The organism is Nitrospiria bacterium, assembly GCA_036397255.1.
Taxonomy (GTDB): domain Bacteria; phylum Nitrospirota; class Nitrospiria; order DASWJH01; family DASWJH01; genus DASWJH01.
In genome coordinates this window covers 1-13,231 of the sequence record DASWJH010000106.1, presented here as the reverse complement: position 1 = coordinate 13,231, position 13,231 = coordinate 1, and the positions used below count along the sequence as shown (strand labels likewise).

Below are 13,231 nucleotides of genomic sequence, written 5' to 3'. Positions count from 1 at the left end.
TCCCCAGCCTCTTGCTCTCTTTGCCACTGAAGTCCTTCGCGACGATCTCGTATATCTGCGGATGCATCGTCAGGATCGTATCGATCACCGCAAACTCCGGGTTGACCGCCCAGTGCGGTTTCTCAAGCGTGAAAGAAAGTTTGTTCAAAAGCTCCATTGATCCTCCTTGCTGATTTTGTTTCCCTACTATACTTTTTCAACGCAAATTCAGCAAGTTGAATGTTAAAATACAGACTCTAAATAGCCATCATAGGAAAAATTTTAAAATAAATCTTTTGGGAGGCTTTTTCCTTCTGTTTTTATCCTTCTGCCTTCCTATTGTTTGTCAGGCCGATCAAGCAAACTATGTCTATGATGAGCTTGGCCGGTTGTACCGAGTGATTGACGGTTCTGGCAATGTGGCCACCTATCACGGAGGAACGGGGCCGGGAACGGGGAACGGGGTCGGACCAAGTTAAGGGGTTGAAAAAAAAGAAGATAATAAATTTATGGGTAGGTTTTTAGGGCTTAAACAGATGTTTTGGGTGTTGAAAACTAAGGTCTAAGGAAAAAATGGCCAGAGCAAATCGATATTATGTTCCAAATACAGTTTGGCATATTACCCATCGATGTCATCACAGGGAATTTCTGCTGAAATTTTCAAAGGACCGGGACTGCTGGGTGGATTGGTTGTTTGAAGCCAAAAAACGTTTTGGGCTCCGGGTGCTTAATTATATGGTGACCTCAAACCACATCCATTTATTGGTGATCGATAGTGGTGAGAACAATATTTCAAAAAGTCTCCAATTGATCGCAGGGAGGACCGCCCAGGCATACAACCAAAGGAAAGGAAGAAGCGGGGGTTATTGGGAAGACCGCTACCACGCAACCGCCATTGAAACCGGTGAGCATTTTATTCAGTGTTTGGTGTATATCGATCTAAATATGGTAAGAGCCGGAGCCGTAAAACATCCGAGTGAATGGGAACATAGCGGTTATCAGGAAATACAAACCCCACCGAAACGCTACTCGATAATCGATACCAAAGGGTTAATAGGATTGGGTGGAATTTCCAATGCAGAACAATTAAGAGAAACTCACAGACAATGGGTGGAAGAAGAGTTGAAAAAAAATGCCAGTGAACGGAAATCATATTGGTCGGAGAGTATAGCAGTGGGAGGAAAGGATTTTGTAGAAAAGATCAAGGGACAATTGGGAATAAGGGAGAATGGGAAAAGGACCATAGAGGAAGCAGACCATTTTGAATTACGGGAGGAAAGCGTTTGTTATTCAGGCCATTTTCGGGGTGAAAAGAGCCATTTAAGGGCTGAAAACACCTTTAATTGGAAGGAGAATGATTATGTTTCAACAGGTTAGCTTGGTCCGACCCCGATCCCACTACCAAAAGTAGTTGTGAAGTAATATTCTTTGACCTCCCAAATCGCTATTGGATTAACAGCATTTGGAAAGGCCCCATCAATTCTGCGAGCAAGAGTTCGAAGTGGCCTACCATTTCGGGTCATTGTAGTAAGAACCCCCGGACTATAGTCACATGGAAACCCATTAGAATTTGCTTCTATCAACATATTTATTATTCCGGTGAAAAAAGCAGGTTTCCTTTTTTCCCCCTTTTGCTTATTCATTGGTATCGGACATTTTGGAGACAAATCTCTACGTAATTTTTTAAACCTTTGCTCCGCTTGTTTTAAATTCATTAAACGCCTTTCAACAAAATTGTTTAATATATCTGCCCGGTATTGAAAATAATCAAAAATTAGGGCTCCAAAATTTGTGGGTCGATTTTTTTCATCGAATAAATGGGAAATATCAAGAGGAAGTTTGTTGAAAGCCCTCTGGACCTCCGAAAGCGTTGGCACTTTTATTTGAGCTTTTCCTCTCTGTGTATATCCTACTTGTTGGCTAATAAGCCGTACATTTGCCCAAAAGTCCTTTTTTTGATTTATAAAGCGGCGGTCTGGTTTCATAGGAATTTTTGAAATTTACGGACAAATTCATCAAGGGATGTTTTTAACGTTTTACATATCTGGTTTAGCTCTACTAAATCCAAACGTCGCTCCCCTAATTCATATTTACTTACATAAGATTGTGGCTTCCCAAGACGTTTTGCTAAATCAGCCTGGCGCAATCCAGCTTCTTGTCTAATTTGTCGAAGAAGGTTTTGGAGTTGTTTATGTGGGTTTTTATTACTCTCTTTTTTCACGGCTGAATTATAGAGAAGCTTGACTCATAACCCAAAATAGGTTATAAGAAGGCAAGCTTTGGGACTTTATAAACAAATGGGGCTTTAATTATGCAGCTTATGCTATTTGGGAAAGAAACGACTCGTATTGTTAAACCTTTTAGGGGTCAACTCCTCAAATGGATCGGGAATAAACAACGATTTGCCCATGAGATTATTTCCTATTTTCCAGAAAAAATTGTGACTTATTTTGAACCTTTTCTTGGCAGCGGTGCAGTCTTAGCGACATTGATCCCTGAAAAAGGCATAGCCTCTGATTCATGTGGCCCTCTCATGGAGATATGGGAAACACTTAAAAAATCTCCTGAAATTCTCAAAGAATGGTATACAGAAAGATGGAACGCTATGATGAGAGGGGATAAGATTAAAATATATAACCAAATCTTGACTTCATACAACAGAAACCCCAATGGAGCTGATCTATTATTTATTTGCAGATCATGCTATGGGGGGGTTGTACGTTTTCGGCAGATCGATGGTGGTATTTCAACACCCTGTGGCGTTCATACTCCTATCCCCCCCCGAAGCTTTTTCTCGCCGGGTGGATGAGTGGTCTAACCGGGTAGTTGGAACGACCTTTTTAAGATTGGAATATGAGAAGGTAATGAAAATGGCGAAAAAAGGTGATTTAATTTACTGCGACCCTCCTTACAGCTACAGCCAGTCAATTTTATATGGAGGACAAACATTTAGTCTTGAAAATCTTTTAGAAACTATAAGCCGCTGCAAGACTCGGGGAGTTAATGTTGCCCTCAGTATTGATGGTACAAAACGGTCAGGGAATTTTATATGTAATATTTCCATTCCAAAAGGTCTTTTTAAAAGAGAAATCCTTGTGCATTGTGGTCGTTCAATGTTAAAGCGGTTCCAAATGAACGGGAAAACTCTTGAGAAAGAGGTTGTGGCAGACAGACTTTTGCTTACATACTAATTTTTGTTACCTTATATTCAACTTTTAGATCCTAAAAATCTTTCCACTTAAATTTTTTATGGGCTTTGTCTTTGATTATGAAACTGGAATGGTATAAAAAATGATGTGATCCCAACAGAGGAGGGAAAGAATCCAAGAAAAGAAAGCCTCCTCTGTTTGCCCAAGATTATTTAATTGAGATTTTAAAGGATATTAAACGGTCCCAAAGATAAGATCGAAAGATGGGGTCGGGTCTTTTGTTATTTGTTGAAGGTGGTGTTTATCGAATATGCAGCGGGATGTAGAAGTTTATGATGGAGAAAAACGGAGAATTTTGAAATGAAATATTGGAAAGTAAAAAGAAGGGAAGTCACACTTTTCCATTGAAATGGGCAAGCCAACATATAAATAATAAAGAGTAAATAAAGGGGTCAAATCTATTTTTTACGGTTGACATATAAAGTAAAGGGGTCAAATCTATTTTTTACGGTTGACATAGAAAGAAAAGAAGAATATATTTCTGGAGAAAATCAGGAGGAAAATGTCCAGGCCACTTCGGATACAATACCCAGGGGCGTACTACCACGTGATGAACCGTGGGAGAGGTAGGCAGAGAATCTATCGAAGTATTTCGGATTATCAACGGTTTTTAAATCTATTGGATGAGACCTGGAAGATGTGGGATTTAAAGGTTCATGCCTATTGCCTAATGTCCAATCATTATCATCTGTTGGTAGAAACTCCCCAAGGGAACCTGTCTCGGTGCCTGCGGCATTTGGATGGGATCTATACCCAAAGATACAACCGAGCCCATCACACGGATGGATCACTGTTTCGTGGTAGATATAAAGCGATACTGATCGATGCAGATAGTTATTTATTGCAGCTGGTGAGGTATATCCATTTAAATCCAGTAGAAGGAAAGATAGTAAGAAGCGCAGAAGGGTACCAATGGAGTAGTCATCGAAACTACCTTGGAAAAGGAAAAAGTATACAAGGATTAGAGATACAAGAGGTATTGAGGCGGTTTCACACAAAAAGGAAGGTGGCCAGGGAATTATATAAAGAGTATATTCAGGAAGGGATAGATGGACAAACTCAAGGATTATACAAGCGAGGCAATATGCCATCGGTATGGGGGAGTGAGAGTTTTCGTGAGGGCATAAAGGAACGGATCCGGAAGATGAGAAAAGAGGATGAGATACCGGAAATAAGACGTGTGAGAGGGGTTCCGGGAATAAAAGAGGTAGAGGAAAGGGTATGTGAACGTTATGGGATAGAGCGAAAAGAAATGAGGAAGAAACGAAGGGGATATTGGAATGAGCCGCGGAATGTAGCAATATATTTGAGTCGGAGTGTTGGAGGAGTCAAGTTAACAGAGATTGGGAATCGATGGGGAGGCTTACATTATAGTTCAGTCAGTGGAATGATGTATGAAGTGAAAAAGAGGATGGCGGAGGATAAAGGGTTTCGCAGGAGGGTGGAAGGGGTTGAGCATTCCCTAATCAACCAACAAAAATAGATTTGACCCCTTCACCTTCACCTTCATTCAATTAAGACCACTGCAAAATGATCGAACGAAAGCGGAACAAAACACTTTACCACCGTGCTTACAATAACAGCCAAAACGATGGGGAACGGGGTGAACCAATAGAGATTCAAGTGAGGTCCCTTACCAAAAAGCATAATAATTGTTCATCAATTTTTACTCAAACTGATTTGCCTGTAATATTCTTCACAGCCTTCGTTAAACGAGTCTGAATTGCCAGCGCATGATCCGCCAGTTCTTTCCGCCCATTCATAACCCGCATAATGTCCAGTACCAGGGGAGTATGGGTTGCCAACTTCAATTGTTCTGTCGTCATTTTTAGTATAGGAATCTTTAGAGTTTTGCGATGAACAACCACTAAAAGTGAGGGCGGCTATTAAGATGACCAACCATTTATTCATAACGTTCCTTTTTTCTTAAGCCCTAATAAAAAGCTAACCGGTTCGCGTCCTTTCGGAATCCGTGTTGAGCTCAATGTTGGGGCTTTTAGGTTCTATCGGCTATCATTCAATTGAATGTTTCAGTCGTACTCAAACTCCGCAAGAAGGCGATCCTGCATTTTGAGAGCATCTCTCTTTGAATTCTTGGTCTGGGCACGGTAGAAGATATGCCAGCCTTGCCGCAAATGCCAGTTGATTATTTTGGCAAGATGAGCACAGTGAGATGCATAGGCGATAAGGCGTTTGCGTTCATTGACAGTTTCGCCTACGTAAACATTTCTGAGGTTTCCTCCGCGCGACCCACCTATGGCGAGTTCGTGGCATGCGGGAACATCCCAATCTAGGTCTTCGCCATACCCACCGCGTTCGTCCGCCATCTTTCTCCACTGTGTCCACGCGCTCATGAGAGCCACCAATTTGCCAAGGCCCGACGATAAATTTAGGTAACAAACTGTTCCCATGCATCCTTGTACTTCTGTCCACCATGTCGCATGCGGCTAAGGGTAATCCCCTTACGGTTGCCTTTTGGGTTGCGGTACATGAAAGTTTCGATTTTGTCAGACGGTAAAATGTAAACCTCTGGAACTACGGAGGAATCGCCTATATGACCTAAAAATGACACAAAGGCAATATAGTGGTTTTTAGTGGGCTTAGAAAAATTGTCGAGTGGCCAAAGCGTTTTACCTGCAATGCCCTTGACATCGATGGAGAGAAGGTCTCGACCTCGTAACACGATGATATCCACGGACTTCTTATTTCCGAGGGTGAGCGATGCCTCTGCTCCAAAGCGATAAAGCATCGACAGAACGAAATACTCGGAAGCTAGGTTTGTGTTGTAACCGCTAGTTTTCATAACAGATCTCCCAGAGGCTCAGGTTCGACACACTTGTTAGCGGATTTTAGACAACTGAACATGACAACCCGTGTTGTTTACGCGCAGCCACAAGCTTTGTTGCGTACCACTTCAAATTTCTTCGGGGATCAACGAAGGACACTTCCGAGAAAATATTCTCGAAATAATCAATTTCATGGTGAGGACAAATTCCGAGAAAGACGTCGCTTTTATCAACGGGAAGAACATTTCGGTTCGCAGGGTACCGCCATTCCCGTTCCCAAAGAAAATTTATTTTTCCATTCACTGGGGTAGTCTGGCCCAATGGTGTGACATAGGACCCGAAAAAGGAAACGAGCGGAAGAATTTCGGCCGCTTCGCTGGGATGGCTTTGCATAAGGCTGCACAATGCTTGCAATACCCCAGCCTTGTCTGATTGCTCGTTGTTAAGATAAAGAACTGGAGAAACCCCCTTTAGTCTTAGGCAGTCCTTTAAGAACACGAGACCATATGGCTCCAATTCAACTTTTCGGCCTGAGACGTCAAGAAGGCAGTGAATTTCGTTGAGCGGGGTTTCTGTGAAGCAGATTGCACTAAAAAACTTATTTTGATCCGGTCCATTTACGGTTCCAATGTTTACACCATAACTGGCGGAGGAGACCAGTGAATGTCCCGCCTTTAAGTTACCTGAATATATGATCGATTCTAGAGCTGTCTTCGCATTGTTCCCTCCTTCCAAATTCCGTGTCAAGTGAACAAGGAATGGAGAGAAATCACTCCGAAAATCCAAAACATCGTCAATTTTCCGTTTCGTCATGAGTGACAGCTAAAATTGTTTTTTATGTTTATTCTACATCCCAAAAAAATAATAGCATACTAAGGCTGATTGTCAATTTTCTCCTAGCCAAAATGCGTTACGGAGATTACCAATTTTTGCAGCACGATAATTCTTTTGGAGAGTTACCCTGAAGATGGTTATTACATTTTGAAATATGGGGTATAGCTAAGGATATTATAAATATGGACTTCGGGAGGTACTCCTCACCTTCTCTATCCATTTGAACCTGGGAATTTCTTGAATTCTACAATTTTTTTGGATGAGCACAATCTGAGCACAGTTGACGGGAGAGGGCATGTCTGTGGTAATATAACCCCGCGAAATTCCTAGAGGTGGGCGATTAGCTCAGTGGTAGAGCGCTTGCTTCACACGCAAGAGGCCGCTGGTTCAATCCCAGCATCGCCTACCAGTTCTTTTCTTAAGATTTTTCCCCTCATCCCCTGCCTGCCGCAGGCAGGTAGCCTTCTCCCACCGTTGGGGAGAAGGGATTTTTGGATTCCTCACTCCTCCTTCGATGAACTCAGGACAAGGTTTGGAATGACGGACCAGGGATGGTAAGGAGGAACATTTAAACCTCTACTCTCCCTTAGTCCCTCCCTAACAAGGGAGGGACTAATTCGTGAATGGTTCACATTTTCTTTTCTTTAGATTTCCTCCCTCATCCCCTGCCCGCCAATTAGGGGGCCTGCCTGCCGCAGGCGGGTAGCCTTCTCCCACGGTGGGGAGAAGGGACTTTTGGATTCCTCACAAGCTCCCTGCCTTGCCGGCAGGCAGGCCTCCCTTTGGTCGGGACAAGGTTCGGAATGACAATAAAAATTATATCTACTCTCCCTTTGTCCCTCCCTAACCAGGGAGGGAATAATTGGTGAAACGAGATGAACCAGACCTCGGCGTGAGCTCAGTCGAACGCCAAACCAAATAAACTAGATAAACCAAACTTTTTAGGAGACGGATTGGGCGGCGGCGGTATTGGTTTTACTAGAAGAAACATTGGGTTGAGCCAGGAGGCGAAGGGTATCCTGAAAGCCAAGGTCAATGGCGCGGTTTAATTTATAGGAATTGTTAAATTCAAGGGGGTTGAGTTCAAGGGACCTTGAGGGTTGGATGGTGACGAGTTCTAAGAATTTATACTTTCCTTCTGGATCCAATTGGTTGATCTGGTTGACGTGCTCAACATCCGCCAAGAGGTTGTCATATTGAGCAGCATCCATCACCCTTAGGGCCAATGCGAGGTTATTTCGGATTCTTTTTTTGGATAGGTCTTCCGGTCGGAAATTCATGACGATGTAAATTTTTTCCGCCCCATTTTGGATGGCTGACTTTAAGGGAACATTATCGGTTACTCCGCCATCGACGTAAAGATGCCCATCTATTTTCACCGGTGGAAAAATGACAGGGATACTTGAAGAAGCGAGAAGAGCCAGGTGGATATCATGAAAGTCGTTGTAGAATCGGACCACTTTTCCTAGGGTTAGATTAAAGGAGTTGATGATCAGTTGTTTGTCGCTTTTTCGAACCTTATCAACATCGACACTTCTTTTGATCAGTTGGTTAAGGGGTCCGGAGGAAAAAAAGGGGTAGGTGTAATTTCCCAAAAAAGACAGCAAAAAGGTGATCTTCCACATCCTGGAATAGATTTGATCCGCTGTCAAATTTCTCCAAATGTCGACCAATTTTTCCTGTTCATCCGCCACCACCATTGAAGCAATGAGAGCCCCGGAGCTGGTTCCGCTAACAACATCGGGCTCAATTCCCAGGTGTTTCAATGCGGACACAACACCCACAGAATAGGCCCCTTTTGCGCCACCGCCGGACAGTACCAGACCTATTTTTGGCCTTCTCATTCCACCATCCAAGTTCTCTAAGCTCCTTTTAAAATTGATCTTTTTTAAATTTAGCATGCAACGGGTTCTTGGTCAAGGAAAGGAAAAATCAGTATTTTAAATTTTATTAAGGTGTTTTTACCCGTTCTCTACACTTGCAGGGGTTGGGCTGGTAGGGTAAAATGTCTACGCATTTGTTGAATTTCCGGTTTTTTTTTGGCCGGATGGTGGGGGGGTAAAAGGCTAAAGTGAGACTTCAAGGCCGTATCGCTTTAATTACAGGGGGCAGCAAAGGAATTGGGCGTTCCCTTGCTCAGCTTTTCTCTGAAGAAGGTGCAAAACTGATTATCTGTTCAAGAACTGAACACGATATTCAGAATGTGGCCCGACAGCTCAAACAGGGTGGGGGAGAGGTTTATGCGGAGGCCTTGGATATTTCCGATGGAAAACGATTAGAAAATTTTATACAAAAAGGGGAAAAGGAAATTGGCCCAATAGACATTCTTATTAATAATGCTTCCCTGTTAGGTCCGATGGTTCCCTTACTGGAGATGCCTTTGAAAGATTGGGAGAAGGTTTTATCCGTTAATTTAACAGCGATTTTCCATCTTACACAATTGGTGTTACCCAAGATGCTGACTAAGGGAAAAGGATGCATAATCAATATGACCTCCAGCGTGGGCAGGAAAGGGCGAGCCCTTTGGGGGGGGTATTCGGTGTCAAAGTTTGGTGTGGAGGGTATCACACAGGTATTGGCCGAGGAACTCCGTGATCAGAATATCCGTGTGATGGCGCTGAATCCAGGGGGAACCCGAACCGAAATGCGGGCAAGGGCCTATCCTAATGAGGACCCTAAACAATTGCCGGCCCCGGACACCATTGCGCATGTGGTTTTGCATCTGGTTCTCAATGCCGGGTTGGATTGGAGCGGCCGTTCTTTGGATGCAAGGGATTTTTTCTCGATTTGAGAAATGGTCAGTGGCAGATAACAAAAAAAGGAGAAAAAATGAAAGCCGTGGTCTTTGAGGAGCATGGAGGCCCCGACCGTTTAATCTACAAGGATGTACCCTCACCCAGGATGGGGTCCGGGGAAGTTTTAATCCGGGTCAAAGCGTGTGCCTTGAATCATTTGGATATTTGGGTCCGTCAAGGAATTCCAGCTTATCAAATAACTCTTCCCCACATTTCGGGGTGTGACATTTCGGGGGTGATCGAAGAGGTCGGAGGCTCGGTTCAAGGGTTTTCCATCGGGGATCGCGTGCTGATCTCCCCTGGTCAGAGTTGTTTTGAATGCCCCATGTGCTTTTCAGGCAATGATAACTTGTGCCAGAGCTATTCCATTATCGGCGCGGGTTCCGATGGGGGATATGCTGAATTTGTAAAGGCCCCAGGCAAAAGTATTCTTCCCATCCCGATTTCTCTAACCTTTGAAGAGGCCGCGGCCTTTCCCCTTACTTTTCTTACGTCATGGCACATGTTGATGACACGAGCCCAACTCCGAATTGGAGAAGTGGTTTTGGTTCTGGGTGCCGGAAGCGGCATTGGATCCGCTGCCATTCAAATTGCCAAGCTGGGGGGAGCCAAGGTCATCACCACAGGGAGTACGGAAGAGAAATTAAGGGCTGCACGGGAATTGGGTGCGGATGAGGTTATCCATTCGGTCAAAGAAGATTTCTCCCAAAGGACCAAGGAATTGACACATGGGAGAGGCGCCGATATCGTTTTTGAGCATGTGGGGTCTGAGACCTGGGATAAAAGCCTATCGGTTTTGGCGAAGGGTGGGAGGCTCGTGACCTGTGGCGCCACGAGCGGCCCCAAAGTCGCAATCGATATCCGGTTTCTTTTTTCCCGGCAACTCTCTTTATTGGGATCCATGATGGGAACACGGAAGGAACTTTTGGACATCACCCGCCTGGTGGGAGAAAGAAAATTACGGCCCGTGATGGATCAGACCTTTCCTTTGAGGGAAGCTCGGCAGGCTCAGGAGAGGATGGTCCAACGGAGTCATTTTGGAAAGATTGTATTGGTTCCCTGATTTATAGGAGAAGTTTAATCTTCTTCCCTTCAATTTTCACTTCAAACTGTTTGACGCATTCCTCGGGGAAATCGATGGACTGTCCACTGGTGATATCAAATCGCCATTGATGCCAGGGACAGGAAACGATGTTTCCTTGAAGTTCCCCTTTTCCCAAAGGTCCCCCTGAGTGGGGGCAACAATTTTCAATGGCATAGATGGTTCCTTCCACGTTAAAGAGGACAATTCCAAATTCTCCAAATTTGACCAACTTGGATTGGCCGGGTGGTATTTCCTTCAAATTTCCGACGCTCAGCACGTGGGACATGTTCCTCCTTATTATGTTTTAGGATTAAGAGGGTATCCCCAAAGGGTTTCTACCCCAGATTTTTCTCGGAAAGTCATCCCGTTTTTAAAAATTTTCTTCACGAAATTTTAGAAAAGGTTTTTTTTGAAAAAGGTGGCAGGTTAAATCCGAAGCCGAACCGACCATTCATAAACGGCATCAAGTAGGTTTCTAACGGAGAGAATGCCCACCGGTTTCTCCCGGGAGGTGACCAAAAGATGTCGTATTTTCTGCTCCCCCATTTGTTCATTGGCGGTATTTAAGAATTCGTTTTCATCAATAGTGTAAACGGGAAAGCTCATCACATCATCCACTAGGGTTGTTTTTTGATCCAGGCCCTTGGCCATAATTTTTTTAACCATATCGGTCTCGGTAATAATGCCGATGTATTGGTCATCTTTTTGTATCAAAAGAGATCCAATATCTTTTTCGCTCATGAGCTGAACCGCGGTTTGAACAGTGGACCCAGTGGGAACAGAGTGGATCTGTCGGGACATTACGGTATGAATGGGACGTTTTGGAATCATAGAAATCTTTTTCCAATAATGAGTAAGCTTGTTCTTTATTGATTTTAATTTATCCGAGGTTTAAATTCTTGTCAATTTTGTTCCAAGAATAAATTTATCGATAAAATTCAATAATTTTAGGTCAGCTTGGGAGTTACCATTTTTCGTCTTTGAAGGGAGAGGGGGGCGATTTTTACTAATTGAGCTGTTGTGCCTTCAAACCCTTGGCTCGATTGCGCCTTTTGAAGCGGGAGCAAATGGTTTGAAGCTCACATTTTAGGCATTTAAGGAAGTGGGGTTGAAGCGGGCATTGGTTGGAAATCCCCAAATGGCAAAGGGCAAAATCATATTTGACGGGGTCGTTGGGATCAAAACGCCTAAGGGTGTTTGTAATCTCAACGGCCATTTTCCAATCGGGCGTTCTACGTTTGTGAAACCCCAAAAACCTGCTGATCCGGATGATGTGGGCATCTAAGGGGATAACCAATTTGGATGAGGGGATGTGATTCCACAACCCAAAATCCACGCCATCCCCTGAACGGACCATCCATCGAAGGAAAAGATTTAATCTTTTACAAGCACTTCCCCTTTTCGGGGATGGGAGCAGGTGTATAAAACTGGGCGGGTGGGAATTTTTCCCATATATGGGGGAAGGGTCAATTTTTAAAACCTCTTCCACAAATAGGGATAAGGCTTCATGCATTTTTTCTCTTCGGTTTTGGTAGCAGTGTTGGAAGAAACGGCCAAGGGTTTTATGTTTTTTGAGAATACAATGGATCCCATACATAAGGCAGATAATATCCTGGCTGGACCAGACCCGATAGTAAAGCCCTTGAAACCGCCGGGTATCTTTTTTGGGGTCAAAATTTAATATAAACTCGTATGGGGTTCCTTCCATTCGATCTAATATTTTCTGAACCATTGGCAGAATGAGGGTTACCCGGCCGAAGGCAAAAGAGGATGCAACCAATCCCGCTATTTCAATGTCTTCCGGGTAAATGTAACGGTGAGGAAATTGGATGGGGTCCTGGTCTATGCTCTCCCTTCGATCGTGATTGTGGTAGAACCTTTCCATTATTTCCTTGATTTGATCTACATTTTTTCTCAATGAACCTAACCTCCAAAGGCATTCTATTCAAGGGGGGTTTCAGTGTCAAACAATCGGTTCTTGACAAGATTCAATCCCGGTCCTATACTCCCTTCAAAAGGGGAAGAAGTGGCATATCGTTCTAAAAAGTTAATCTTTTTAGGGTTTTTTGGCTTTCTCGTTATATTGGGGTTTTCATTTCATTCCTGGGCTCAAGGAAAAGCGGTCCAAGGAAAAGCAGTTTATGACAAGTATTGTTCTTCTTGCCATGGACGGCAAGGGGAGGGATTAGGCCCTGTTTCCGGCCTTCCGAATTTTTCGGATCACGCTACCCTTGGAAAAAAATCCGATCAAGATTTATTTAATAAAGTGACAATGGGAGGCAAGGGGAGCGGGATGCCTGCCTGGAAGGGAATTTTAAATGACCAAGAACGCTGGGATGTAGTGGCCTACATCCGAACTCTTGCCAAACCTTAAATTTTCTTTTTCTTAAGATAGAAATTAATACAGTAGTGTCCCAACGTTGAATGGGTTGCCTGTTCTAACTTATAGAGAAATATTGGTTTTTCTTTTAAAGTGCAATTTTTCGATTTGAAATATTTCTGTCCGATAGGCCACACTTCCGCATACCTGCAGAAGGAGATGGC

Annotated in this window: 15 protein-coding genes, 1 tRNA gene and 1 pseudogene; 8 read left to right on the top strand and 9 right to left on the bottom strand. The window is 43.6% G+C overall.

Annotation, left to right across the window (positions count from 1 at the left end; all coding sequences use genetic code 11):
* Positions 1–275 precede the first annotated feature (275 nt).
* The gene (locus VGB26_14290) at positions 276–458 is read left to right on the top strand and encodes a hypothetical protein (protein ID HEX9758946.1); all 183 of its coding nucleotides are present in this window, start codon (positions 276–278) and stop codon (positions 456–458) included.
* 94 nt (positions 459–552) lie between these two features.
* Positions 553–1,356: a transposase gene (locus VGB26_14285; GenBank protein ID HEX9758945.1), complete on the top strand. Its 804-nt coding sequence runs from the start codon at positions 553–555 to the stop codon at positions 1,354–1,356.
* Between the two features lie 604 nt (positions 1,357–1,960).
* Here VGB26_14285 and VGB26_14280 read toward each other — a convergent pair.
* A complete protein-coding gene (locus tag VGB26_14280; GenBank protein HEX9758944.1) occupies positions 1,961–2,200 on the bottom strand; it encodes a helix-turn-helix transcriptional regulator in 240 nt (79 codons plus the stop codon).
* Positions 2,201–2,299: 99 nt separating this feature from the next.
* Between VGB26_14280 and VGB26_14275 the strand changes: the two are divergent.
* A pseudogene (locus VGB26_14275) lies at positions 2,300–3,170 on the top strand (DNA adenine methylase).
* 520 nt (positions 3,171–3,690) lie between these two features.
* Positions 3,691–4,671 (top strand): transposase, encoded by a 981-nt coding sequence (locus tag VGB26_14270; protein HEX9758943.1) that lies wholly within the window; start codon positions 3,691–3,693, stop codon positions 4,669–4,671.
* Between the two features lie 176 nt (positions 4,672–4,847).
* Here VGB26_14270 and VGB26_14265 read toward each other — a convergent pair whose 3' ends face one another.
* The 4 genes from VGB26_14265 to VGB26_14250 form a co-directional block, all read right to left on the bottom strand.
* Positions 4,848–5,099: a hypothetical protein gene (locus VGB26_14265; GenBank protein ID HEX9758942.1), complete on the bottom strand. Its 252-nt coding sequence runs from the start codon at positions 5,097–5,099 to the stop codon at positions 4,848–4,850.
* A gap of 119 nt (positions 5,100–5,218) precedes the next feature.
* A complete protein-coding gene (locus VGB26_14260; GenBank protein HEX9758941.1) occupies positions 5,219–5,515 on the bottom strand; it encodes a hypothetical protein in 297 nt (98 codons plus the stop codon).
* Between the two features lie 62 nt (positions 5,516–5,577).
* The gene (locus VGB26_14255; protein ID HEX9758940.1) at positions 5,578–5,991 is read right to left on the bottom strand and encodes a hypothetical protein; all 414 of its coding nucleotides are present in this window, start codon (positions 5,989–5,991) and stop codon (positions 5,578–5,580) included.
* A 46-nt stretch (positions 5,992–6,037) separates the two neighbouring features.
* Positions 6,038–6,787 (bottom strand): abortive infection system antitoxin AbiGi family protein, encoded by a 750-nt coding sequence (locus VGB26_14250; protein ID HEX9758939.1) that lies wholly within the window; start codon positions 6,785–6,787, stop codon positions 6,038–6,040.
* Positions 6,788–7,142: 355 nt separating this feature from the next.
* Here VGB26_14250 and VGB26_14245 point away from each other — a divergent pair.
* Positions 7,143–7,217 (top strand) — tRNA-Val (locus VGB26_14245).
* Positions 7,218–7,749: 532 nt separating this feature from the next.
* On the opposite strand, the gene VGB26_14240 is transcribed toward VGB26_14245, so the two are convergent.
* Positions 7,750–8,652 (bottom strand): patatin-like phospholipase family protein, encoded by a 903-nt coding sequence (locus VGB26_14240; protein HEX9758938.1) that lies wholly within the window; start codon positions 8,650–8,652, stop codon positions 7,750–7,752.
* 227 nt (positions 8,653–8,879) lie between these two features.
* Between VGB26_14240 and VGB26_14235 the strand changes: the two genes are divergently transcribed.
* Together VGB26_14235 and VGB26_14230 are read left to right on the top strand one after the other, a co-directional pair.
* On the top strand, positions 8,880–9,599 hold the full coding sequence (locus tag VGB26_14235; protein ID HEX9758937.1) for an SDR family NAD(P)-dependent oxidoreductase: 720 nt from the start codon (positions 8,880–8,882) through the stop codon (positions 9,597–9,599).
* A gap of 38 nt (positions 9,600–9,637) precedes the next feature.
* Positions 9,638–10,666 carry a zinc-binding dehydrogenase gene (locus VGB26_14230; GenBank protein HEX9758936.1) on the top strand — a complete coding sequence of 343 codons (1,029 nt, stop codon included), beginning with the start codon at positions 9,638–9,640 and terminating at the stop codon, positions 10,664–10,666.
* A 1-nt stretch (position 10,667) separates the two neighbouring features.
* On the opposite strand, the gene VGB26_14225 is transcribed toward VGB26_14230, so the two are convergent.
* From VGB26_14225 to VGB26_14215, 3 genes are all read right to left on the bottom strand, one after another.
* On the bottom strand, positions 10,668–10,973 hold the full coding sequence (locus VGB26_14225) for a Rieske (2Fe-2S) protein (protein HEX9758935.1): 306 nt from the start codon (positions 10,971–10,973) through the stop codon (positions 10,668–10,670).
* Between the two features lie 140 nt (positions 10,974–11,113).
* On the bottom strand, positions 11,114–11,518 hold the full coding sequence (locus tag VGB26_14220) for a CBS domain-containing protein (GenBank protein HEX9758934.1): 405 nt from the start codon (positions 11,516–11,518) through the stop codon (positions 11,114–11,116).
* 175 nt (positions 11,519–11,693) lie between these two features.
* Positions 11,694–12,605, bottom strand: coding sequence for a TIGR02757 family protein (locus VGB26_14215; GenBank protein HEX9758933.1), 912 nt, complete (start codon positions 12,603–12,605; stop codon positions 11,694–11,696).
* Between the two features lie 108 nt (positions 12,606–12,713).
* Here VGB26_14215 and VGB26_14210 point away from each other — a divergent pair, with 108 nt between their 5' ends.
* The gene (locus VGB26_14210; protein ID HEX9758932.1) at positions 12,714–13,061 is read left to right on the top strand and encodes a cytochrome c; all 348 of its coding nucleotides are present in this window, start codon (positions 12,714–12,716) and stop codon (positions 13,059–13,061) included.
* Positions 13,062–13,231 lie beyond the last annotated feature (170 nt).

Excerpts from the sequence above, each read along its gene's own strand:
- VGB26_14270 (HEX9758943.1), top strand. The coding sequence starts at position 3,691 with ATGTCCAGGCCACTTCGGATACAATACCCAGGGGCGTACTACCACGTG.
- VGB26_14230 (HEX9758936.1), top strand. The coding sequence starts at position 9,638 with ATGAAAGCCGTGGTCTTTGAGGAGCATGGAGGCCCCGACCGTTTAATC.
- VGB26_14225 (HEX9758935.1), bottom strand. The coding sequence starts at position 10,973 with ATGTCCCACGTGCTGAGCGTCGGAAATTTGAAGGAAATACCACCCGGC.
- VGB26_14265 (HEX9758942.1), bottom strand. The coding sequence starts at position 5,099 with ATGAATAAATGGTTGGTCATCTTAATAGCCGCCCTCACTTTTAGTGGT.
- VGB26_14260 (HEX9758941.1), bottom strand. The coding sequence starts at position 5,515 with ATGGCGGACGAACGCGGTGGGTATGGCGAAGACCTAGATTGGGATGTT.
- VGB26_14255 (HEX9758940.1), bottom strand. The coding sequence starts at position 5,991 with ATGAAAACTAGCGGTTACAACACAAACCTAGCTTCCGAGTATTTCGTT.
- VGB26_14220 (HEX9758934.1), bottom strand. The coding sequence starts at position 11,518 with ATGATTCCAAAACGTCCCATTCATACCGTAATGTCCCGACAGATCCAC.
- VGB26_14285 (HEX9758945.1), top strand. The coding sequence starts at position 553 with ATGGCCAGAGCAAATCGATATTATGTTCCAAATACAGTTTGGCATATT.
- VGB26_14240 (HEX9758938.1), bottom strand. The coding sequence starts at position 8,652 with ATGAGAAGGCCAAAAATAGGTCTGGTACTGTCCGGCGGTGGCGCAAAA.
- VGB26_14250 (HEX9758939.1), bottom strand. The coding sequence starts at position 6,787 with ATGACGAAACGGAAAATTGACGATGTTTTGGATTTTCGGAGTGATTTC.